Here is a 21918-nt window from a genome sequence, read left to right as displayed (position 1 = left end):
CCTGGCTCATGAAGCGGGGAACGCGCGTGACCGCACTGGCGGCCGCGGCGATCGTGGGCGGGACCGGGTTCGCCGCGGCGGCCCACTCGGCCTACACCGTCCGCGGGACCACGCACATCGCGAAGGCGGACGCCGATCTCGAGCTCGGGCCGGGCCGGTTCGACGTCGACACGCTCGCCGGGCCGGGCTCCTTCTCCGGGACGATCACGCTGCCGCCGGTGCCGGTCACCCGGTCGCTGCCCGGCATCGGCAAGGTCAGCGGAACCATCAGGCTCGGCCCCGGGCACGCCGAGGGCTCGCCGGCCGGCGGCTTCTCCGCCTCGGCGACCTGGCCGGTGCGGCTGTCCGACGTCCGCGTCAACGGCGTGCCGTACGACGTCGGCGACGACTGCGGCCCGGCCGAGCCGCTGACGACCGAGCTCACGTCGGAGGACTTCGCCGCGGGCCGGGGCGGGCGCCTCGAATCGACCTACGCGATCGGGGCCTTCGCGAACTGCGGGGCGGCGACACCGCTGATCAACGGCGTCGTCTCCGGTCCGGGCAACACCCTGGTCCTCGACCTCACCCCGGCCGGTTAGAGGGCGCGCAGGCCGGCCAGGACGCGTTCCATGAACTCGCGGGACGACCGGTCGCCGAGGATGAGCTCGGTCTGGTGGATCAGCACCAGGCCGATGTCGGCCATGTCGCCGACCAGCACCTTCACCACGCCCAGCGGCAGCCGCAGGTGCGCGGCGATCTCCGCCACGGACCGGGTGTCCAGGCACAGGTCGCAGATCCGGCGGTGCTCGACCGAGCGGACCCCGCGGTAGCGGCGCCCGTCGTCGGACGTCGAGACCAGGGCTTCGAGCGCCAGGTTGTGGTCGGACCGGGTGCGGCCGCCCGTGCGGGTGTACGGGCGGACCCGTGAGCCCGGCGACGCGACGGGCACCGGGCTCGCCACCCGGGCCGGCTCGTTCCAGGCCGGGTCCTCCCACGGCTCCGGCTGCGGGATCCAGCGGGTCTCCGGGTCCGGCGGAGGTGTCCAGTCGGCGGGCGGCGGAGCCCACGCGGGCGGGGGCGCCGCCTGGCGCGCCACCGGAGCGGGCGGACGCGACACCGGGGCAGGCGGCCGCGGCGCCGGGGGACGCGGAACGGGTGGCCGAGGGGCCGGCGGCCGCGGCGGAGCGGGCGGCCGGGCACCCCGCGGCGGGGTCCACGCCGGTTCGAGCGGCGGGGGTTCCGGCTCATAGGACTCCTCGTCCTGCCACTCGGGCTCGACGGGGTCGTAGCCGTCTTCGTCGACTACGGGCGAGTGCGGGCCCTGGTAGCCGAAGGGGTCCGGGTGGTCGGCGGGCTCGGGCGACCGGTGGACCGGGTACGCGCCCGACTCATCACCGAACTCCCGCGGCCGGTGGACCGGGTACGCGCCCGAATCCGGGCGACCCGGCTCATCCCCGAACTCCCGCGACCGGTCGACCGGGTATGCCCCCGACTCATCACCGAACTCCCGCGAACGGTGAACCGGAAACGCCCCCGACTCCGCACGACCCGGCTCATCACCGAACTCTCGCGAACGGCGGCCCCGGTACCCCCCGAAGGCCGGGCGGTCCCCTGACTCCGGACGTGCGTACTCCGGCGGGCGCCGACCGGGGAGGACGCCGGGCTCCGGGCGGGCGTGGTCGTCGGCGGCGTGTCCCCGCGCGGCGGAACGCCTGCCTGCGTAGTCAACGGGCTCCGGGGCTTCGTGCTCCTCGTCGTCGGCCGACGGGCCCCACTCGCGGGTGTCCTCGTCGGTGTAGCCCTGCGCGTCCGGCTTCGGGCGGGACGGCTTCCGCTTGGGCATGATCATCGACAGCGTCGACATGTCGAACTTGCTGGGCGAATCGAAACCCTCGCGCTCGGTGCCGCGGTGCAGTGCGTCCCAGCCGCTGGAGTCCGGATCGTCGAATCCCGAAATCCTCATCTCGCCCTACCCACGCACGCCGCCCTGGAGCTGGGCGCGGAGCTCGGGGGTGATCTGCTGGCCGACCCGCTCGACGAGCAGCGTCATCTCGTAGGCGACCGTGCCGATGTCGCACGTCGGCGCGGCCAGCACGGCCAGCGACGAACCGTCCGAAACGGACATCAGGAACAAGTAGCCGCGCTCCATCTCCACCACGGTCTGGTTGACGCCGCCCGCTTCGAAACAGCGCGCGGCGCCCGCCGTCAGGCTGATCAGCCCGGACGCCACCGCCGACAGCTGCTCGGCGCGTTCCTGGGGCAGCCCCTCCGACGGCGCCAGCAGCAACCCGTCCGCGGACACCAGAACGGCGTGCGCGGCACCGGGTACCCGGCGGACGAAGTCCGTGATGAGCCAGCCGAACGAACCCTGGCCGGAAGCCGTCACTCCTGCTCCTCCTTGCTCGTGCGGCGTCGCCCGCCGCACCCCGGAGCGCCCGGCACGGCCGGTCGGCGACGCCACGGTAAAGCGTATTCGCCCCGCCGGTGGTGTCGAGCCCGCCACCGGCCGGCCGCTGGGCACCCTACGGGTGCGCCCGGCCGAGTTCTGCGGCAGCCCGGTCCGCCTCCCCCATCCGGGGGACACGCGACACCGTCGTCCACGGCTTCCCGGCGACACCGGGTCGACGCAGGTCAGGCCGGGTGCCGAGGCCCCTGCCGACGGCACCGGACCCGGCGCCGGACGACGGTCAGGGCCGGCTGCTCCTCCGGACGGTGACGGCACTCCCCGAAGTGGGTGAAGCCCGCGGAGTTCACTCCAACGGCCGCATCCGGATCGGGGCGTCATGGGCTATCCCGCGCGCAACGCCGAATCGTGCGCGATCGCGTGCTGCACGACCGAGATCAGCACCTGCTTCGCGGACTCCCGCTCCCGCGCGTCGCACGCCATGATCGGGACCGACGGCGCGATGGTCAGCGCGTGCCGGACGTCCTCGATCTGGTGGTGCAGCAGCCGGTCGAAGCAGTTGATCGCCACGACGTAGGGCAGCTTCCGGTTCTCGAAGAAGTCGATCGACGGGAACGCGTCGGCCAGCCGCCGCGTGTCCACCAGCACGACCGCGCCGATGGCGCCGACCGCGAGGTCGTCCCACATGAACCAGAACCGGTGCTGACCGGGGGTGCCGAACACGTACAGCACCAGGTCCGAGTCCAGCGAGATGCGCCCGAAGTCCATCGCCACGGTGGTGGTGGTCTTGTTGGGCGTGGCCGAGGTGTCGTCGTGCCCGACGCTGGCCTCGGTCATCATGGCCTCGGTGGTCAGCGGGTCGATCTCGGAGATCGCCCCGACCAGCGTTGTCTTCCCCGAACCGAACCCGCCGGCGACCACGATCTTGGCCGACGAGGTCGGACCCGTCACCTGCGGCGCGTTCGCGTCGGAGTCAAATTCTCCGAAGCCCACTGAGCACCCTTTCCATGAACTCGATACTCGGGCGGTCGCCCACGGTCGGGCTGCTGGAGTGCACCAGCACCAGCCCGAGGCCCGCCACGTCACCAATCAACACGCGCACCACGCCGAGCGGCAGCCGCAGCAGCGCCGCCACCTCGGCCACCGACCTGGTGTCGAGACACAGGTCGCAGATCGACCGGTGCTCGGGCACCCGGACCCGGTCGAGCATCCGGCCCTGTTCGCTGGTCGAGATCAACGCCTCGATGGCCAGGTCGAGCGTCGCCTTCGTCCGGCCCCGGGTCCGGAAGTACGGCCGGACCAGGCCCGAGGTCTCCATCTCCGTCGCCGGCGGCTCGTCGACGTACTCCTGGTGGGCCTGCCGCGGCAGCGCCGCGGCCAGCTCCCCGGAGTCCGGTCCCGACGAGAAGTCCCGCTCGGTGCTGTACGCGGCGAACTCGTGCGCGTCGTACAGCGGCCCGCTCGACCCGCCGAACAGCTCCGCGCCCGGACCGCCGAGCAGGCGGTCGCGGTACTCGGTGCCGCCGGCGATCGGCCGGAGCGGTTCCTGCCCGGCATTGCTGTCGGTCAGCCAGTTCGGCGGCTCCCGCACGGGGTCGCTGTCGGAGGCCTGCACCCGTCGCGCGCGCCACTCGCGGTCGACGCGGTCCCGGAACGACTGCCAGTCCTCGCGGCTTTCGTCCGATTGCTCGGACCACCCGCCGGAGAAGTCGTCACCGAGCCGCCCATCACCCCTCAAGCGCCCGTCGTCCACGGCTCTCTCCTCGGTTTCCCAGGTCCTCAGCGGCGGACAGCCGAACCTTGCAGTTGCGCCCGCATCTCCGGAGTCAGCTGCTGGCCGACCCGCTCCACCAGCAAGGTCATCTCGTAGACGACCAGGCCGATGTCACTCTCCGGCGATCCCAGAACCGCCAGGCACGAACCGTCGGAAACCGACATGAGGAAGAGGAAACCGTTGGCCATCTCGACCACGGTCTGTGCCACCGTGCCGCCCTCGAACACCTTGGCCGCGCCGCGCGCGAGGCTGGTCAGCCCCGACGCCACCGCGGCCAGCTGGTCCGCCCGGTCCTTCGGCAGCCCTCGCGAGGCCGCCAGGAGCAGGCCGTCGGCCGACACCACGACCGCGTGGGCCGCGCCGGGCACCCGGTGCACGAAATCCGTGATCAGCCAAGCGAAGCTGCCGGCATTGTTCGCCTTGGCATGCGCCTGGCCGTTCGGCTGCGCGGAGCCACCCGGCTGCATTGCACCCGCCCGTGTCACTTTCACTCCTCACTGCTGTCTGTGGTGTTGCCACGCCCCGGAACCCTGCTGCCTTGCAGCTGTTCTTCGGCCGGGAGTTCCTTCAAGGCGTGCCGTCCCGAGGTGTAGCCCCGTTGGAAGCTTGCCATCCGGCTCCGCGCCGCGGACGCCGAGCGGGTGATCGCACCCGTTCCGGGCATGCCCGCGGTGTTGTCCGCGAAGCTGTTCTGCGGCGGTGCGTCGGCCGAAGGACTGCTGATCGACCCCGGCACCAGGTAGGCGTTCGGGACGCGCTTGGGCAGCCCGGCCGGGGTGATCTCCTCGTTCTTGGACTCGAGCAGCGACTGCGCCTTCTGCCAGCCGTCGTCGGAGGCGCTGTGCCAGCCGTCGTCGGCGGGCAGCAGCGGGTGCCGGGTCGCCGCGGTCGGCTGGAGCTCGTCGCGCGACGGCTCGGCGGGCGACGGCTCGGCGGGCGCGGAGGGCTCGTCGGTGCCGGTGAGCGGCGGCAGGTTGGGGTCTTCGCCCTCGCTCTGCGACGCCACCGGGTCGGCGGCCGAGTCGTCACCCTCACTGAACCAGCGTGACAGCACCGACTGGTAGATCGGCAACCGCCGGGTGGGTACATCGTCCTCGAGCGCCGACGAGCCCACTCCGGCCGCGGGTGGCGGCGGCGCCGGGGGTGGCTCCTCCGGCGGCACGAACTTCGGTTCGCGCTTGGGCAGCACGAGCGGCGCGAACTGCGTGTCGGCGGCCCGCGAGCTGGCCCCGTCGCCGTTCGGCGACGGCGTCAGCGGCGCCAGGTCCTCGGCGGTCGGCCAGGCCGGCGTCTCGGGTTTCGGCAGCTCCGGCGACAGGAACGGGCCCGCCGCGCGGCCGCCGCTGACCAGGTCGTCCAGGCTGATCGGCTGGTCGAGCGGCACCAGGCCGCCCTGGTTCGCCACCGGTTCGTGCATCGGCGGCGGAGGCGGCGGCGGCGCCGAGGGCGCCGGCGGGGTCTGCGCGAACGACTGCGTTTGGTCGAAGTCCGAGCGCGCGGCCGGGATCGGCGGGATGCTCGGCATCGACATCGACGTCTCGGACCGGTTCGCCGGCGGCGGCGTCTGCCGCTGCATGCCCGGGCGGAGCTGGGTGAGCAGCTCGGCCGGGACGACGACCCGGGCGATCACGCCGCCTTCGATGTCCTCGTTCTCGCGCAGCCGGACCTCGATGCCGTGGCGCTTGGCCAGCCGCGAAACCACGTACAGACCCATTCGCCGGGTCACCGACACGTCCAGGTCCGGCGGGTCGGCCAGGCGCGCGTTGACCTCGGCCAGCCGCTCCTCGCTCATGCCGACACCGTGGTCGGTGACCTGGATGGCGAGCGCCTTGCGGCGGGTCACCACGGCCCGCACGATGACCTTGGTCTCCGGCTCGGAGAAGTAGGTCGCGTTGTCGAGCAGCTCGGCGAGGACGTGCACGAGGTCGTGGATCGCCAGGCCCTGGACCGCCACGTCGGGCACGATGCCGACCTCGATCCGGGCGTACTGCTCGATCTCGGACACCGCGGCGCCGATGACGTCGGCGGCGGGCACCGGCTTGGGCACCGACTTGGCCAGGCCGGCGCCAGAGAGCACCAGCAGCGACTCACCGTTGCGCCGCAGCCGCGTCGCGAGGTGGTCAAGCTCGAACAGGCTGGCCAAGTGGTCCGGGTCCTGCTCGTCGGCCTCGAGCCGGTCGATGACGCCGAGCTGGCGTTCCACCAGCCGCTGCGACCGGCGGGAGAGGTTCACGAAGATGCCGTTGACGTTCTCGCGCAGGAGGGCCTGCTCGGCGGCCATCTTGACGGCCTGTTCGTGGACGATGTCGAACGACCGCGCGACCTCGCCGATCTCGTCGCGGGAGGTGACGGGCACCGGCTGGACGGCCTTCTTGGAGGCGCCGACCGGGTCCGGGTCGTCGAGGATCGCCTGCACGGTTTCCGGCAGCCGGGTGTAGGCGACGTCCAGCGCGCTCTTCCGCAGGATCCGCAGCGGGCGCAGCATCAGGCGGGCGACGACGAGCATCAGCGCGACCGCGAGCGCCAGGGCCGCGAGCACCACGGCACCGCCGACCCACGCGGAGTTGACCGCCGCGGTGGCGAGGTCGTCGGCGCGGGTCTTCAGCTGGGCCAGCAGGTTCGACTCGACCGCGTGCAGCTTGTCGGCCGACACGGTGCTGTCCTTGCCGAGCGCGGTCGTGTCGATGTTCGGCGGGTCACCCAGCTGGGCGAAGGAGAACGCCGAGGTCTGGATCCGGCGGCGGTCGTCGACCTCCGGGCCGGAGTAGGTGTCGTTGTAGAGCTGGCGCTGGTCGTCGTCGGCGTTCGCGAGGAAGGCCGCGACGGAGGCGTCCGCACTGGACGCCGACGCGCGCGTCTGGTCCAGGAGGTCGCCGGGGAAGCTGCCGCGGAACGCGGCGATCTGCAGCTCGGCGTCGGAGCGGGTGGTGAACTCCTTGGCCTCGCTGATCGCCTGCGTGCTCGTGCCCAGCCGCAGCACGTCCCGGTCGGTGACCGCGGTGGTCACCTCGCGGCCGAGCTCGATGAGCGAGTCGAGGATGCCCGAGTAGGCGGTCAGCACCGTGATGTCGGGCAGGCCGTTCGCGGTGTTGAACGCCGCCCGCAGCGGGCGCAGGGCGTCGAGCCGCTGGATACCGCGGGTGTAGCGGTCCTTGGTCGCCTGGTCGTCGTACTCGAGGACTTCCTTCGCGGCGCGCAGGTCGGCGACTTCGCGGTCGACCTTGGCGATCTGCGAGTCGAGCCCGGTCTGCAGCAGCGGGTTGTTCGACGCGATCCGGGCGACCGCGAGCGAGCGCTCGTTCTGCAGCTCGTGCACCACTGTGGTGACCTTGACGGCGAACGCCACCTGGTCGGCGGTGCGCTGGAACTCGGCCGCCTCGCGGGCGTCGTCGACCACGCGGAGCGCACCCAGCGCGAGCGCGGTCAGGGTCGGGATGATCAGGACCGCGGCCAGCTTGGACCGCAGCCGCCAGTCGCGCATGCCGGAGAACAGCCCGGCCTTCCGGCCCGGATCCGCTCCGGGCGACTGCGCGGGGGCCCCTCCCACCCCCGCGGCGTCTTCGTTCGGCACCGCCGCTCCACCATCATCGTTCGTGCTCGGGAAACCCTGGTCGGTCCAGCGCCCGCCAGGGCGCATCGCGTTCTCCTCAGCCACTCGTCTGCACGCTCCCGGCGTTCCGGCGCTCCGGCCCATCGGAAGGAGCCCAGCGCAAGACGCTACCCGTACGGGTGAAAAGATCGTCTCCAGTGTCGTCACTGGGGGTTCCTGAACCCCGTCCAGCCGGACGGAATCGGTTCAGCTCGAGCATCACGGTCGGGTCCCTGCGCTGGTCCTGCATTGGTCTGTTGGTCGGCCTAACCCACCGGCGCGGCGGTTGTGCCCGGCCAGGCAGTGGTCTTCGCGGGGAAGATTCTCTCAGGAAAAGCACAGTGTGTGCTGGTACACCGAAGCGGAACTCCTTGATCGGCCATCCAGGCACTCTCTCTCACTACATCGGAGGTTGATACCTCCCCGCAGGTGCAGAGGGTAGCGAACGGCAGGGGAAGATGTAACCCTCCCGACAGGACCCGCTCAATCTTGCACAGCGTTCGCTCAGCTGACGCACAGAAGCCGTCGCCAATTCAGGAACCTCACCCTACACTGGGTGAACGGCTACGGCGAGTGGAGCAGTGGGTCTAGACCAGAGGCCGAAAGAGTGACGTGCGCCACTCGGTCAGGTAGTGATTCCACCCATTGTGAGCAAGCTGTCACGTTCTCTACAGTGGCCCGCGTGACTCCAGAGAATGAGTCACGCACTTCCACTGGAATCGGTTCCCCAACCGTCACTTTCTTCAAGGAGCAGGCCTTGCTTGGAAACGCCATGAGCAGTGGCCGGGTTCGCACTCGCCGCGCCGCGCTCGGGCTCGCCCTCACCGTCGCAGCCGCCACGGCCCTCACCGGCTGCAGTGCGCTCGGCTCGGACAGCTCGAACGCCTCGTCGAACGGGGGCGGCCTGGAGAAGTCGAAGATCAAGGTCTCGATCATGCCGACCACCGACCTGGCCCCGTTCTGGCTGGCCCAGGACGGCGGCTACTTCAAGAACGAGGGCCTCGAGGTCGAGCAGATCGTCGCCAAGAGCGGCCAGGAGTCGATGCAGAAGGCGATGTCCGGCGAGGCCGACGTCGCGCTCTCGACCTACACCCCGTTCTTCGTCGCCAAGAGCAAGGGCGCCGCGGACATCCAGCTGGTCGCGGACGGCACGTCGGTCAACGCGAAGAGCAACGCGATCGTCACGGTGCCGAACTCGCCGGTCAAGACGGTCAACGATTTGCAGAACAAGCGGATCGCGATCACGGCGCTGAACACCGCGTCGGACATCCTCACCAAATCGGTCATGAAGGACCACGGCGTCGACTCCAGCGGGGTCAAGTGGGTGCCGATGCCGCTGCCGAACATGGCGGCCGCGCTGAAGGACAACCAGGTGGACGCGGCCTACATGCCGGAGCCGCAGCTGTCCCAGGCGGCGAAGATCGTCGGCGCGACCCCGGTCATCGACATCAACACCGGCGCCACCCAGGACTTCCCGCTGACCGGCTACGGCTCGACGACGAAGTGGGTGCAGGCGAACCCGAAGACCCTCGCGGCCTTCCAGCGCGCGATGAAGAAGGCCACCAGCGACGTGATCAACGACCGCTCGAAGGCCGAGCCGCTGCTGGTGAAGTACGCGAAGATCGACGAAGACACGGCGAAGCTGCTCACCCTGCCGGGTTACGGCTCCACCCTGGACGCCCGTCGCCTCCAGCGCGTCCCGGACCTGCTGCTGCAGATGGGCGTCATCACCAGCAAGGTCGACGCCGCGCCGATGATCGCTCCTCAGGTGACCAGCTGACGTGGCAAAACCGCTTCGTGGCCTGGCCGGCCTGGTCGGCTTCCTCCTGTTCTGGGAGGCGGTCTGCCAGGTCGGCCTGGTCAGCAAGACGTTCATCCCGCCGCCGAGCGTCGTCCTGGTCACCATGGGCGAGCTGTTCGGCGACGCCGCCTTCGTCCGCGGCATCGTCGCGACCATGCTGGCCTGGCTGATCGCCATCGCCATCGCGATCGCGATCGCGGTACCCGCCGGCCTGCTGCTGGGCAGCATCCCGGCGCTGCGCACCGCGACCGCCGCGATCGTCGAGTTCCTCCGCCCCATCCCGGTCGCCGCCCTCATCCCGCTCGTGCTGCTGGTGATCGGGTCCGGACCGGAAGCGAAGATCACCCTCGGCGTGTACGCCTCGCTCTGGCCGATCATGTTCAACACGATCTACGGGATGAGCGAGATCGACCCGGTGCTCATGGAAACCGCGCGGGCCTGCGGGACCAGCCGGTTCCGCATCCTGTCGTCGGTCGCGCTGCCGCAGACCGCGCCGTTCGTCTTCACCGGCGTCCGGCTGTCCGCGACGATCGCGCTGATCGCCGTCGTCAGCACCGAGTTCCTGGCCGGTTCGGAAGTCGGGCTCGGCAGTTACATCATGGTGGTCAGCACCGGCTCGACGCGGTTCGACCTGGTCTTCGCCAGTACCGTGGTGGCCGGGGCGCTGGGGTACCTGATCAACGAAGGGCTGGAACAGCTGGGCAAGCGGCTGTTCCGGTGGAGCACGGTGGACCGGGAGGCGATCGCGTGACGGCGGCGACCCTTTCGGGCCGGGTGGGCAGGCGCGCGGCGCGCGGTGCCGCTTCGGTCCTGCGCAACTGGCTGCTGTTCGCGATCCTCGTGGTCGTCTGGGAGTTCGCCGCCCGGGCCGGCGGCAGCAAGTTCTTCCCGCCGCCGACGGAGATCGCGGTCACCGCCGGGAAGCTGTGGTTCACCGGGCCGGCGGCCCACCTGTTCCTCACCGACACGGTGTTCGAGAACGTGTTGCCCAGCCTCGGCCGGATGCTCGGCGGCTGGGCGCTGGCGGCTGTCGTCGGCATCCTGCTCGGCGTGCTGATCGGCCGGTCCGACCGGGCGCTCGACTACTTCGGCCCGCTGTTCGCGTTCTTCCGCTCGATCCCGCCGCCCACGCTGATCCCGGTGTTCGCGGTGCTGTTCGGGCTGAGCTCGGGCATGCAGATCGGGTCGATCATCTTCGGCGCGGTGTGGCCGGTGCTGCTCAACGCCATCGACGGCGTCCGCTCGGTCGACCAGGTGAAGGTGGAGACGGCCCGGTCGTTCCGCACCCCCCGCGGGTACTGGCTCGGCATGGTGGTGCTGCCCGCGGCGGCGCCGAAGATCTTCGCCGGGCTGCGGGTGAGCCTGTCCATCTCGCTGCTGCTGATGGTGATCTCCGAGCTCGTCGGGGCCTACCGCGGCATCGGCCGGTCGCTGATGAACGCCCAGCAGGACTTCGAGTTCCCGACCATGTGGGCGTGGCTGGTGCTGCTGGGCATCCTCGGCTACGTCTTCAACACGATCTTCCTGGCCGCGGAGCGGCGGGTGCTGGCCTGGCAGCCGGCCCGCCTCGGCCGCGACTGACACTTCGAAAGGCCTCTCCCCATGTCCACCATGCTCGAAGTGTCCGGCCTCAGCCACACCTACGGCAGCGGCGCGAAGGCGCACACCGCGGTGAACAACCTTTCGTTCACCGTCGAGGCCGGACAGCTGGCCAGCATCGTCGGCCCGTCGGGCTGCGGGAAGTCGACGCTGCTGCGCTGCATCGCCGGGCTCACCGCGCCGACCGACGGCACGGTCAGCCTGCACGGCGACCGCGTCTCCGGCGTGCCGGACGACCTGGCCGTCGTGTTCCAGGACTACAGCCGATCGCTGTTCCCCTGGCTTTCGGTGCAGAAGAACGTCGAATTCCCGCTGCGGTGGCGGCCGATCTCGCGCGCGGAACGCCGTGAACGAGCGGCGGAGGCACTGGAGCACGTCGGTTTGTCGGGCGTCGGCGGGAAGTACCCGTGGCAGCTGTCCGGCGGCATGCAGCAGCGGGTGTCGATCGCCCGCGCGCTGGCCAGCCGCCCGGCGCTGCTGCTGATGGACGAGCCGTTCGCCTCGGTCGACGCCCAGACACGCTTCGAACTCGAGGACTTGACCCGGCGCGTCCAGCGCGAGCAGGGCAGCACGGTCCTGGTCGTCACCCACGACATCGACGAGAGCGTGTACCTGTCCGACCGCGTGCTGGTGCTCTCGAAGTCACCGGCGTCGATCGTGGCGGACCTGCCGGTGGGCCTGCCCGCCACGCGGGACCAGATCACCACCCGCGAGTCGGCGGAGTTCGTGACCCTGCGCGGCGAAGTGGCGCGGCTGCTGCACGGCGGCACCCCGGCGGACGCCGCCACCGCGGCTTCCGACGCGGCGGAGTGGGAACTGGCCGAGCGGGCCAAGAGCGTGACGGAGACCAAGACCGGGAGCTGACCCGGCGTCAGCGCTCGTCGTGGGCGGTAAGGCGGGTTCCTACCCCCGCCTTACCGCCCACGACCGTCAGTACAGGGACTTGGACGACTGGGCGACCCGGACGTGGACCAGCGTCGGGCGCGGGTCGGCCAGTGCCGCCGTCAGGCCGGGGGCCAGGTCCGCCGGCTCGGTGATCGTCACGCCGTGGCAGCCCATGCTTTCCGCCAGCGCCGCGAAGCCGATGCCGCCCAGTTCGGTGCCCGGGAGCTTGGCGCCGCCGATCGCGTCGCCGAGGATGCGGACCGCCGCGTACTCGGAGTTGTCCAGGATCACGAACGTCACCGGCAGTTCTTCGCGCGCCGCCGTCCAGAGGGCCTGGATGCCGTACATGCTGGAGCCGTCGCCGATCACGCCGACGACCTTGCGGTCCGGGCGGGCGAGGGCCGCGCCGACCACGCCGGGGACGCCGTAGCCGAGCGTGCCGCTGGCCATGGTCAGGAAACCCGTGTCGGTGGCCGTGATCGGCAGGTGGTCGTGCAGGATGCCGCGGTGGCTGGGCGCCTCTTCGACGACCAAAGCGTTGTCCGGCAACACTTCCGCGAGCGTCGAGTAGACCAGTTCACCGGTCAGCGTGTCCCCGCTCGGCTTCGCGGGACGCTGCCGCGGAGCGGGCGCGGGCCGCGTGCCGCGCTCGACGACGTTCAGCAGCGCCCGGATGCCCAGCTTCGGCGTGGCGCGGATGCCGGTGCCTTCGAAGGCGCGCGCGAGGACCTGCTCGTCGTCGCTGACGATGAACAGCGGCGGCAGCGGAGCTTCCCCGCGCCCGCGCTCGACGTGGTAGGTGAAGGCGGGCGCGCCCAGCACGACGACGAGGTCGTACGGCGCGAGGGCATCGGAGACGGCACCGCGTTCGGGGTCGAGGAACCCTTGGAACAGCGGGTGGTCTTCGGGGAACGAGCAGCGGTAGGACATCGGCGCGACCCACACGGCGGCGTTGAGCCGTTCGGCGAGCGCGACGGTTTCGACGACGGCCGCGTCCTGGTCGACGGCTCCCCCGACGACGATCGCCGGCCGCTCGGCGGCTTCCAGTGCGGCGTTGAGCTCGTCGACGGCCTCGGGATCGGGCGCGAAGCCGCGGATCCGGGGGCGCGAGACGATGGGCCGTTCGGTGGTGACGGACCAGTCGTCGGCGGGAACGGAAACGAAGACGGGACCGGACGGCGCCTGGGTGGCGACGTGGTAGGCCCGCGCGAGCGCGGCCGGGACGTCCTCGGCGGAAGCGGGCTCGATCGACCACTTCACGTACGGCTTCGGGAATTCGGGCGCTTCGAGGGCACCGAGGAAGGGCTCGTGCGGGATGAGCGACCGGACCTGCTGCCCCGCGACGACGATCAGCGGCGTCCGGTTGCGGTAGGCGTTGAACAGGCTGCCGAGCCCGTGCCCGACCCCGCCGGCGGAGTGCAGGTTGACGAGCACGGCCTGGCGGGTGGCCTGAGCGTAGGCGTCGGCCATCGCCACGACGGCGGATTCCTGCAGGCCGAGGACGTAGTCGAAGTCGTCCGGCCAGTCGGTGAGGAACGGCACCTCGGTGGTGCCGGGGTTGCCGAACACGGTGGTGAGGCCGAGTTCGCGGAGGAGTTCACGGGTGGCGTCCAGCACCGTGCGCTTGATCATGCGGACAGGTTAACGCTTAGCCTTGCGAAGGAAAGCCCGCCAAGCGGCCGAACCGACGGCCAGGGTGCCGCCGGAGCGGTCCTTGGTGTCCCGGATCTGTGACACCGGCCCGAGGTTCACCTCCACGCAGTTCTCTTCGCTGCCGCTATAGCTGGACTTACGCCACATCACGCCTCCAAGTCGGCGATCACCCCCCGGATGAGCGCGCGGGATTCCTGCTCGCTCAGGGCCAGTGCCGCCATCGCCCGCTGGGCCGCCCGGTAATCGGCCACCTGCTGCTCATCGTAGAGGTAAGCGCTGCCCCGGTACTGCTCCAGGAAGACGATCGGGGGCAGGTCGGCGTAGTCGAAGATGACGAAGGAACCGTTGAGACCCGGGTGGAACTCCTCGCTCTCCGGCAGCACCCGCAGGCTGATGTTCCGCCGCTCGGCCAATTCGGCGAGGTGCCTCAGCTGCGGAACCATGATCTCGCGGCCGCCGAGCCGCTGCCGGATGACCGGCTCGGCGAGGAAAACGGTGTAGGGAGAAGGATCGCGGCCGGTCAGCACCTCCTGCCGCAGCAGGCGGACCTTCAACCTCAGCCGCAGCTCCTCCTCCGCCCGGCGCCGGCCGCCGGTACCGAGGATCGCCCAAGCGTATTCCGGGGTCTGCAGCAGCCCGGGGATCAGCAGGGGCTCCCAGGCGAAGATCGCCGAGGCCGTGCGCTCGTACTCGATGAAAGCCGAGAGCCGCGGCGAGATGCCGGGCAGGCTGTGCTCGAGCCAGTTGGGCTCGCGGGCGTTCCTCGCCAGCTCCAGCAACCGTTTCCGCTCCACCGGCTCGACCCGCAGCGCCCCGAGCAGCAACGCCACCTGCTCGATCTTGGGCACCCGCGTCCCGCTCTCCCAGTGCGAGAGGCTCTGCGCCGCCACCTTCGCCATCCGCGCGAGTTCGCGCACGCCCAGCTTCCGGGCCTCCCTCGCCGTCCGGAGGCCGAAGCCCAGCGCGCGGGACCTCGGAGTCGCTACCAGTGTTGCCATGCACACATTGTGTCACCGGCCACCGACAAAACCGGAAAACCGGGGCCGTCGCGAACGCGCGACAGCCCCGGCCTCCGTCCCTCAGCCGATCAGGCCGGACAGCCCGCCCGCCTTGAACGAACCCCAGCCCGTCACCTGGTCGTACCCCGTCCCCGCACTGAACCCGGTGGTCCCGTGGAGGGTGTTGTTGCCCGTCGTCACGTCGTGGAAGCCCGTGCCGTACGAGGACCCGTTGCCGATCGAGTAGAACTTCGGGTTCAGGTTGCCCAGCGCCCCGCCGTGCACCTGGTTCTGCAGGACCGCGAAGGCCGCCCACAACGGCGTCGCGCCCGACGTGCCGCCGACCGTCTCCCACGTTCCCGCGCTGTAGATGTAGTAACCCGACGTCGGCGAGGCGTCCGCCGACACGTCCGGAACCTTGCGGTACGTCGTGCTCTGCGCGGACTGCCACGACGGCGCCGTGAACACCGTCGAGATCCCGCCGCCGGTCGAGCCGCCGCTGCTGCCGTCGTTCCACACCACTTCGCCGCTGTAGCCGTTGGTCGACGTCACGCTCAGCTTGGTCCCGCCGACGCCCGAGACGTTCGGGCTCGACGCCGGGAAGTCCACGCCGCGAGCCGTCGAACCCGTCTGGCGGTAGCAGTCGGTCGTGCCGTCGTCGCCGGCCGCCGCGAAGTACGAGATGCCCTCCGCCGTGCCGGTCGCGATCGCGCTGCTGACGCTCTTCGCCGCGCTCGAACCCTCGGCCGCTTCGCAGGCGCCCCAGGAGATCGAGACGACGTCGACCGTCGCGTCCGACGCGATCTTCTGGTACATCGCCAGTTCGCCGGCGCTCGAGTTCGGCGCTTCGTAGACGTAGTCGTCGGCCGCCGCGGCCAGCGCGTGCACGACCTCGATGTCGAGCTCGACCTCGATCTGGCCGTCGCCCGGCGCCGAGTCGTAGTTCGCGCCGTTCACCGGCACGGTGGTCACCGAACCCGCGGAAAGGCCGTACGTGCTGTCGTACTTGGTGATGTCGGATTTCCGGTAGCCGTCGAACTCGACGAACCCGACGTGCACGCCGCTGCCCGTCGCGGACAGGCCGCTGGTGCCGTACGCGGTCTTGAGCACCGGCGGGGTGACGGACCTGACGACGTTGGGCTGGGCCAGCGGCTTCGCCGAATGCGTGCGCACCGCGTGGTCGTCGAGGCCGACGACGCCGCTCACGACGTCCGAGACGCTCGCCGGCACGGCCGGGACGGCGTCGTTGGCGAAGAAGTCCCGCCCGGAAACCCGGTCGTGGTAGGTGCCGATCCCGGTCCGGAACGCCGACTCGAGCTGCGCCGCCGAGCCGGTGAACGTGATCGCCTGCCGGTTGCCGGAAACCTCGATCCCGGTCAGCCCGGCTTTCCCGAGAAATGAGACGGCCTTGTCAACGTCCGCCTGGGTGGGGCCGAACCTGGCATTGAACTGCGCCGGGGACAGGAACCGGTGGTATTGCGGCGACGCCGGATTCTGCACGTCGGCGAGGAACTTTTCCAGCGCCTGCTGGTTGTGCAGTTTCAGCGAGAGCGCGGCGGTGATCGGCCGGTCGGCCGCCACGTCGCCGGTGCGGGCGCTGTTGATCAGCGGGGCCGCGTTGTCAGCCAGCGTGACCAGGGGTTCCGACGCCGCGGCGGCCGGGACGGCCACGGCGAGGCCGAGCAACGCAGGCAGCGGCACAGCGGCCGCGACGAGCTTGCGCAAGCGCATGGGGAATTTCCTCTCGGCGGTGGGGACCGGGCCTGCGCGGAATGCTCGCCGCAGGTTGCCGAGAAGCATAAGAAGCCACGATCACGCCGAGGAACCTACTTTTGTCTGTCCTTCGCCGGATCCCATTTTCATTTTCCGGCAGGTTTACCTGCCCATGGCAAAACGATTATTGTCCGGAATGCCCGACCATTTCGATGATTTCCCCGGCACGGGGGTCGCGCCGGTGGCGCCGGGCCGCGGCCGACAGCGTCCGCAGCCGCTGCCGGGTCCGGGGCGAGTGCAGGGTGCCGGCCAGCTCGATCGCCTCCCGCCCGGCTTCGGCCGCGACGTCGAGGTCGCCGGCCAACGCGTGCACGGTGGCCAGCCAGATCACCGTCAGGGACCGGCTGCGGGCCATTTCCGGGCCGTAGCCGGCGATCGCGTCGACGAGCGCGGGGATGCCGTCGCGGCCGTGCCGGACGTCGACGACCTGGGCCAGCTCCCCGTAGACCGTGCCGATCATCGCCGCCAGGTCGGTCGGCCCGAAGAAGGCCGCCCACGGCGACGGTTCCGCGCCCTCGGCGTCGGCGAACTCCCGGCGGGCCTGGTGCAGGCAGTTCAGCGCGGAGACGACGTCGGCCTTCTTGGCGTGCGCCCACGCCTGGTTGGCCGACAGGATCGCCTGGGCCAGCGGCGACCGCGCCCGCAGCGCCGCCTCGCGGCCACGCGCGAACTCCGTCAGCGCCGGGTCCACCGCGTCGTAGTGCAGCAGCAGCCGCCCCGCGCGGTACCGGATGTTGGCCTGGAGGTCGTGGTTGCCCGCTTCGACGGCCAGGTCCAGCGCCTGCGCGAACGCGTCCAGCGCGGCGTCCGGGCGGTCGTCGTCGAACCTGATCCAGCCGGCGAGGTTGTACAGGTCGGCGACGGCGGTGCAGAGCCGCGGCCGCACCTTCCCGCGCACCGTGCCGCCCAGCAGCCCCAGCGCGTGGGGCAGCACCTCCGCGACGGCCTCGTCGCAGGCACCACCGCCGTAGCGGTAGTCGCGGGCCCGAAGCCGCGCGACGGTGTCCTCGAGCCGTTGCACGTCGGCGAGGCCCACACGAGTCCGGCGGGATCCGTCCCGCCCGCCACTGCCGGTCATGGCAGCCCTCCGTCCGTAGAGAGCTGCCGATCGGGCAGCCCCGCTCATTCCCCTCCCGGCCGGGCCGGAGCCCGCTCCTTCGAGGGACTGGCACCGGGCAGCACCCCGGTGGCGGTCAGCACCACGCCCGTGGCGGTTTCCGCGATCTTGACGACGGCCAGCAACCCGGTCAGGGCCAGTGAGCCGCCGAGCCCCAGTTTCGCGAAATCCTCTTCGGAAGTTTCGGTTCCGCGTTGGCGCGGTATCGCGCCGGTCACGATTCGGCCTTCCCGCTCGTCGCGGCGACCCCCGCACGAGTGCCGCGGACAATCCGCCTTCGCAAGGTGGCGGATATCCACCCGGTCGTCAGGGTCCTGGTTTCCTGTCCACGCAACGACTTCCCGAACTGAATACGCGCGCACACGGCGCCGCCTCCCGCACTGCAGATCGATTTCTGAAGATCGGCCGGATCGCGAAATGCGGGACAACCGTAGCCAGCCGATAGCCGTGAAATCAGCCACCAACCAGGTCAAAAGTGGAACCGATCGTGCAGCCGCACGCGCAACCACGCGCGCGGTCCTGCACGCGGCGGATGCAATTTCACCCGCCGGTTCATGATAAGCGCAAACACACGAAAACTCCGGCAGAAATCGTTTTATTCCGCAGATTCTCCGTGAGATTCGCGGAGACGATCAGGATTTGACGAGGTCGACCCAGGTGCGCACGGTCGCGGCGTCCACCGGCGCCTGCCAGCCACCCGGCCGCACCGCGCTGCCGACGTGGAACCCGCGCACCCCGCCCGCCCGCAGGAGGTGGACCTGCTGCGCGCGCAGGCCGCCGCCGACGAGCAGCTCGGGCCCGCCGTCGCGCTGAGCGAGCCGCTGCAGCACCGAAAGGCCGCTGGCCACGCCGTTCGGGTGACCGGCGGCGAGCACGGTGTCACACCCGAGGGACGCCAGCTGGTCGTAGGCGCGCACCGGGTCGCGGGTGCGGTCGATCGCGCGGTGGAACGTCCAGGGCAGGCCGTCGACCTCCTTGATCAGCGCTTCGCAGGCGTCGAGGTCGATCTCGCTGTCGACGTTGAGGAAGCCGAAGACGAACTCCCGCGCGCCCGCGTCGATCAGCCGCCCGGTGTCCGCGCGCAGCCCTTCCAGGTCGCCGACGTCGAAGGAACCGTTGTCCCGCAGCATGACCCGCACCGGGAGGTCGGTCGCCGAGAGCACGTCACGCACGGTCTCGACCGACGGCGTCAGGCCGTCCTGCGCCATGTCCGCAACCAGTTCGAGGCGGTCGGCCCCGCCCGCCTGCGCGCCTTCGGCGTCCGCCGCGTCCAGCGCGATCACTTCCAGCAGGGGCGTCTTCGAGCTCATGCCTCAATCCGTTTCACTGGTTCCGGGTGTCGTCCCCCCTCGCATGCCGCCCTCGCCGGAAGCCGCCTTGAAGGCTCGTCATCCGCTCGCGCACCGCTTCCGGGGAAAGAGAGAGTATCGGCCGCTGTTCCGGGACCGCTCCCGGGCTCGCCGCGGAATCCAGCGGCTGCAGGAACGGCCAGGTGTCCTCGGCGCCGTCCTCTTGCTCCAGCTCAGCCGGGGTGGGCCAGTCGTACACGGGCTCGACCGCGGCAGGCGGCGCCACCGGCGTCAACCGCGGTTCGGTGTCCTCGTCATCCACCCCGCCCCGGGCACTTTCACGTGAAAGTGCCGCCTCGGCGGGGGCAGGAGCGGCACTTTCACGTGAAAGTGGCGCCTCGGCAGGAGCGGGCGGGGCACTTTCACGTGAAAGTGCCGCCTCGATGGGAGAGGGACGGGCACTTTCACGTGAAAGTGCCGCCTCGGTCGGAGCGGGGGCAGGGGGCGGGGGCGGGGGTGGCGGGGCGGCGAGGGCGTGGCGGGGCCGGGGGTCGACCGGGCGGGGGGCTTCGGCGACCGGGCGGGGCTCCGCCGGCTTGCGCGGCTGCTCGGGTGCGGCGGAGGCGTCGAACCAGCGGGACAGGACGTCGCGGTAGGCGGGCATCCGCTCGGTCGGGGCGTCGAGGTCCAGGTGGGCGTCGTCGTCGGCGGTCGGCCACTCCGGCGCCTGGTCGCGGGCCACCACCGGGGCCCGGCGCGGCGGCCCGGCCTCGATCGACGGCGGCGTCAGCTCTTCCGGCTCCGGCTCGGGTTCGGGCTCCGGCTGCGTGAGCGGGGCCAGCGGCGCCAGCAGCTCCGGCTCCGCGGCGGCGGCCGGCTCGGCGGGCGGGGGCGGTGCCGGCATCGGCGGCAGCTCGACGATCAGCGCCGCGGGCACCAGCACGGTCGCGACCAGCCCGGAGTCCGCGCCCGCGCTCAGGCTGACGTCGATGTGGTGGCGGGTGGCCAGGGTCGCGACGACGAACAGGCCCATCCGGCGCGACACCTCGACGTCGACGTCCGGCGGGTGCGCGAGCCGGGCGTTGGTGCGGTCGATCTCGGCCTGCGGCATGCCGGCGCCGTGGTCGATGATCTCGATCTGCCAATCGCCGTCGTGGGTTTCGGCGCTCGCCACGGTGACGACCTCTTCGCCGGAGTAGCGCGTCGCGTTCTCCAGCAGCTCCGAAACGACGTGCACGAGGTCGTTGACGGCCTCGCCGCGGACCGCGACCTGCGGCGCCGGGCCGAGCTCGATCCGCTGGTAGTGCTCGACCTCCGAGAGCGCGGCGCCGATGATCTCGTCGGCGGGCACCGGGCCGGCGTCCTCCCGCGCGGAGTCGTGGCCGGAGAGCACCAGCAGGTTTTCGCTGTTGCGCCGCATCCGCGTGGCGAGGTGGTCGAGTTCGAACAGGCCCGCCAGGGTGTCCGGGTCCTGCTCGTCGGCCTCCATCCGGTCGAGCACCGACAGCTGCCGCTCGACGAGGTCCTGGCTGCGCTGCGAGAGGTTGACGAACATCGCGTTGACGTTCTCGCGCAGCATCGCCTGTTCACCGGCGAGCCGGACGGCTTCGCCGTGCACGGCGTCGAACGCGCGCGCCACCTGGCCGAGCTCTTCGCGGGTGTACACCGGCACGGGCGCGACGGCGAGCCGTTTCCGCAGGTTCTCGGGGGCGGGTTCGGGCTCGGTGAGCAGGTTCTGCACGGCCGCGGGCAGCCGGTGCTCGGCCACCTCGAGGGCCGTCCGGCGCAGGATCCGCAAGGGGCGCAACAGGGACCGCGCGATGACCACCGACAGCACGCCCGCGACGAGCAGGACGCCGAGGACCACACCGCCGTCCCACAGCGCGGCCGTCCGCGCCTGCGCGGCCAGGGTGTCCGTGCGTTCCTGCAACTGGACCAGCAGCGCTTGCTGCACGCGGTGGGCGAGGTTCACCGTGTGCGTGGCCGAGGCGTCCCACTGGTTCGGGTCGAGGCCCGAGAGGTTCTGGCCGTTTTCGGTGCGGGTGAGCGCGGATTCGACCATGTCGTTGCCGATGTCGACGACCAGGCCGATCACCGTGTCGTCGAACATCCGCTGCTGGCCGGGCGTGGCGAAGGTGCGGTAGTCGCTGCGCGCGGCGGCCAGTTCGGCTTCCGCGCCGAGCAGGGCGCGCGTGCGGTCGCGGTTGAGGCTGCCGGCCGCGAGCGCTTCGGCCATCACCGCCCGCTTGACCGACATCTGGTCCTTGATCCGGGCCAGCGCGTTGCCCGCCAGCCGCATCCGCGCGAGTTCCGGGTCGGAGACGTCGGCCGCGGCGGAGTCGCTGATGTCGAGCAGGCCGGAGATCAGCTCGCTGTAGGACCGCAGCACGGCGTCGGCGGGGAACGCCGAATGCTCCGCGGAAAACCGCAGGCCGCCGAGCACGCGCAGCCGGTCGTCGGTCTGCTGCAGGCTTTCCGCGGCCTTCGCGTCGAGCCGCGGCCTGCTCTCGGCGAGCGTCCGCTCGAACGCGCCGATGGCCTGGTCCACGCGGGTGCGCTGGGCGGTGAGGTCCGCGGTGTCGCCCTGGCGGTTCTGGGCGACGAACCGGACGGTGAGGTCGCGCTCGCGCTGCAGCTCGTGCAAGGCTTCGGCGACCGTGTTGTCGACGCGGCCGCGGGTGGCGAACTCGGCCAGCTGCCGGGCGTCGCGCAGGTCGGAACTGATCCGCAGGCCGACCAGCGCGATGACGGCGAGCGCCGGGATGAGGAGGACGGCGAAGAGCTTCGTGCCCAGGCGCCAGTTCCGCAGCCGCCAGCGGCCGCCCGCCGGACGCGGATCCGCCGCGTCGCCGCCCTTGCGGGGACGCTTGTCGCGACGGGTCACCTGGTTTCCTTTTCCGCCGCGGGCGGGAACCCGCGGATCGAACGACACTCGAACCTACTGAACGGTAGCCCGCCCCATGAAGATCCGAAAGCCGCGCTGGCACGATACGGCCCTGCCCGCGATCGTATGGGGCGCGGACCATACGATCCAGCACGAGAACCAGATTCTCGCGG

Annotated in this window: 19 protein-coding genes; 5 read left to right on the top strand and 14 right to left on the bottom strand. The window is 71.2% G+C overall.

Annotation, left to right across the window (positions count from 1 at the left end):
* The first annotated feature begins 26 nt into the window (after positions 1-26).
* A complete protein-coding gene (locus DV20_RS03370; RefSeq protein ID WP_043776476.1) occupies positions 27-578 on the top strand; it encodes a hypothetical protein in 552 nt (183 codons plus the stop codon).
* Here DV20_RS03370 and DV20_RS47265 read toward each other — a convergent pair.
* The 6 genes from DV20_RS47265 to DV20_RS03340 all read right to left on the bottom strand — a co-directional run bounded on the left by DV20_RS47265 (position 575) and on the right by DV20_RS03340 (position 7794).
* Positions 575-1942: a DUF742 domain-containing protein gene (locus tag DV20_RS47265; protein WP_043776342.1), complete on the bottom strand. Its 1368-nt coding sequence runs from the start codon at positions 1940-1942 to the stop codon at positions 575-577. The two genes, DV20_RS03370 and DV20_RS47265, sit on opposite strands and share 4 nt — an antisense overlap.
* A gap of 6 nt (positions 1943-1948) precedes the next feature.
* Positions 1949-2365, bottom strand: coding sequence for a roadblock/LC7 domain-containing protein (locus tag DV20_RS03360; RefSeq protein WP_043776340.1), 417 nt, complete (start codon positions 2363-2365; stop codon positions 1949-1951).
* 402 nt (positions 2366-2767) lie between these two features.
* Positions 2768-3376: a GTP-binding protein gene (locus tag DV20_RS03355; RefSeq protein ID WP_043776338.1), complete on the bottom strand. Its 609-nt coding sequence runs from the start codon at positions 3374-3376 to the stop codon at positions 2768-2770.
* On the bottom strand, positions 3357-4136 hold the full coding sequence (locus DV20_RS03350; protein WP_043776336.1) for a DUF742 domain-containing protein: 780 nt from the start codon (positions 4134-4136) through the stop codon (positions 3357-3359). Before DV20_RS03350 ends, DV20_RS03355 begins: the two co-directional genes overlap by 20 nt.
* Before the next feature lie 26 nt (positions 4137-4162).
* Positions 4163-4624 (bottom strand): roadblock/LC7 domain-containing protein, encoded by a 462-nt coding sequence (locus DV20_RS03345; protein ID WP_013230256.1) that lies wholly within the window; start codon positions 4622-4624, stop codon positions 4163-4165.
* A 20-nt stretch (positions 4625-4644) separates the two neighbouring features.
* Complete coding sequence (locus DV20_RS03340; RefSeq protein WP_043776334.1) at positions 4645-7794, bottom strand: sensor histidine kinase; 3150 nt, start codon at positions 7792-7794, stop codon at positions 4645-4647.
* 724 nt (positions 7795-8518) lie between these two features.
* Here DV20_RS03340 and DV20_RS03335 point away from each other — a divergent pair.
* Genes DV20_RS03335 through DV20_RS03320 form a run of 4 tightly spaced genes read left to right on the top strand, consistent with a single transcriptional unit; the run spans position 8519 to position 12010 of the window.
* On the top strand, positions 8519-9526 hold the full coding sequence (locus DV20_RS03335) for an ABC transporter substrate-binding protein (protein ID WP_043776332.1): 1008 nt from the start codon (positions 8519-8521) through the stop codon (positions 9524-9526).
* 1 nt (position 9527) lies between these two features.
* A complete protein-coding gene (locus tag DV20_RS03330; RefSeq protein ID WP_043776330.1) occupies positions 9528-10298 on the top strand; it encodes an ABC transporter permease in 771 nt (256 codons plus the stop codon).
* A complete protein-coding gene (locus tag DV20_RS03325) occupies positions 10295-11128 on the top strand; it encodes an ABC transporter permease (RefSeq protein ID WP_043776328.1) in 834 nt (277 codons plus the stop codon). Before DV20_RS03330 ends, DV20_RS03325 begins: the two co-directional genes overlap by 4 nt.
* A gap of 21 nt (positions 11129-11149) precedes the next feature.
* Positions 11150-12010, top strand: a complete 861-nt coding sequence (locus tag DV20_RS03320) for an ABC transporter ATP-binding protein (protein ID WP_043776326.1) — start codon at positions 11150-11152, stop codon at positions 12008-12010.
* A 66-nt stretch (positions 12011-12076) separates the two neighbouring features.
* Here DV20_RS03320 and mdlC read toward each other — a convergent pair whose 3' ends face one another.
* The 8 genes from mdlC to DV20_RS03285 form a co-directional block, all read right to left on the bottom strand.
* Positions 12077-13663, bottom strand: a complete 1587-nt coding sequence (gene mdlC, locus DV20_RS03315; protein WP_043776325.1) for a benzoylformate decarboxylase — start codon at positions 13661-13663, stop codon at positions 12077-12079.
* Between the two features lie 9 nt (positions 13664-13672).
* Positions 13673-13831: a DUF397 domain-containing protein gene (locus tag DV20_RS43620; RefSeq protein ID WP_167344358.1), complete on the bottom strand. Its 159-nt coding sequence runs from the start codon at positions 13829-13831 to the stop codon at positions 13673-13675.
* Complete coding sequence (locus tag DV20_RS03310) at positions 13831-14682, bottom strand: helix-turn-helix domain-containing protein (RefSeq protein WP_084093296.1); 852 nt, start codon at positions 14680-14682, stop codon at positions 13831-13833. Before DV20_RS03310 ends, DV20_RS43620 begins: the two co-directional genes overlap by 1 nt.
* Positions 14683-14763: 81 nt before the next feature.
* Positions 14764-16413 (bottom strand): S53 family peptidase, encoded by a 1650-nt coding sequence (locus DV20_RS03305; protein ID WP_043776324.1) that lies wholly within the window; start codon positions 16411-16413, stop codon positions 14764-14766.
* Positions 16414-16579: 166 nt separating this feature from the next.
* On the bottom strand, positions 16580-17533 hold the full coding sequence (locus DV20_RS03300) for a hypothetical protein (protein ID WP_043776322.1): 954 nt from the start codon (positions 17531-17533) through the stop codon (positions 16580-16582).
* Between the two features lie 44 nt (positions 17534-17577).
* Positions 17578-17790, bottom strand: a complete 213-nt coding sequence (locus tag DV20_RS03295) for a hypothetical protein (RefSeq protein WP_043776321.1) — start codon at positions 17788-17790, stop codon at positions 17578-17580.
* A gap of 414 nt (positions 17791-18204) precedes the next feature.
* Positions 18205-18882, bottom strand: a complete 678-nt coding sequence (locus DV20_RS03290) for a copper homeostasis protein CutC (protein WP_043776319.1) — start codon at positions 18880-18882, stop codon at positions 18205-18207.
* A gap of 13 nt (positions 18883-18895) precedes the next feature.
* Entirely contained in the window at positions 18896-21745 is a 2850-nt protein-coding gene (locus DV20_RS03285) for a sensor histidine kinase (protein ID WP_200876344.1), read from the bottom strand.
* Positions 21746-21918 lie beyond the last annotated feature (173 nt).

This window comes from Amycolatopsis rifamycinica (assembly GCF_000695625.1).
Lineage (GTDB): Bacteria > Actinomycetota > Actinomycetes > Mycobacteriales > Pseudonocardiaceae > Amycolatopsis > Amycolatopsis rifamycinica.
The sequence above is the reverse complement of the archived record's forward strand: the minus strand, read 5'-3'. Positions and strand labels throughout refer to the sequence as shown.

Bases quoted from the DNA above. Each gene is read 5' to 3' on its own strand.
- DV20_RS47265 (WP_043776342.1), bottom strand. From the start codon at position 1,942: ATGAGGATTTCGGGATTCGACGATCCGGACTCCAGCGGCTGGGACGCA.
- DV20_RS03345 (WP_013230256.1), bottom strand. From the start codon at position 4,624: ATGCAGCCGGGTGGCTCCGCGCAGCCGAACGGCCAGGCGCATGCCAAG.
- DV20_RS03340 (WP_043776334.1), bottom strand. From the start codon at position 7,794: ATGCGCCCTGGCGGGCGCTGGACCGACCAGGGTTTCCCGAGCACGAAC.
- DV20_RS03335 (WP_043776332.1), top strand. From the start codon at position 8,519: ATGAGCAGTGGCCGGGTTCGCACTCGCCGCGCCGCGCTCGGGCTCGCC.
- DV20_RS03320 (WP_043776326.1), top strand. From the start codon at position 11,150: ATGTCCACCATGCTCGAAGTGTCCGGCCTCAGCCACACCTACGGCAGC.
- mdlC (WP_043776325.1), bottom strand. From the start codon at position 13,663: ATGATCAAGCGCACGGTGCTGGACGCCACCCGTGAACTCCTCCGCGAA.
- DV20_RS43620 (WP_167344358.1), bottom strand. From the start codon at position 13,831: ATGTGGCGTAAGTCCAGCTATAGCGGCAGCGAAGAGAACTGCGTGGAG.
- DV20_RS03310 (WP_084093296.1), bottom strand. From the start codon at position 14,682: ATGGCAACACTGGTAGCGACTCCGAGGTCCCGCGCGCTGGGCTTCGGC.
- DV20_RS03305 (WP_043776324.1), bottom strand. From the start codon at position 16,413: ATGCGCTTGCGCAAGCTCGTCGCGGCCGCTGTGCCGCTGCCTGCGTTG.
- DV20_RS03300 (WP_043776322.1), bottom strand. From the start codon at position 17,533: ATGACCGGCAGTGGCGGGCGGGACGGATCCCGCCGGACTCGTGTGGGC.
- DV20_RS03290 (WP_043776319.1), bottom strand. From the start codon at position 18,882: ATGAGCTCGAAGACGCCCCTGCTGGAAGTGATCGCGCTGGACGCGGCG.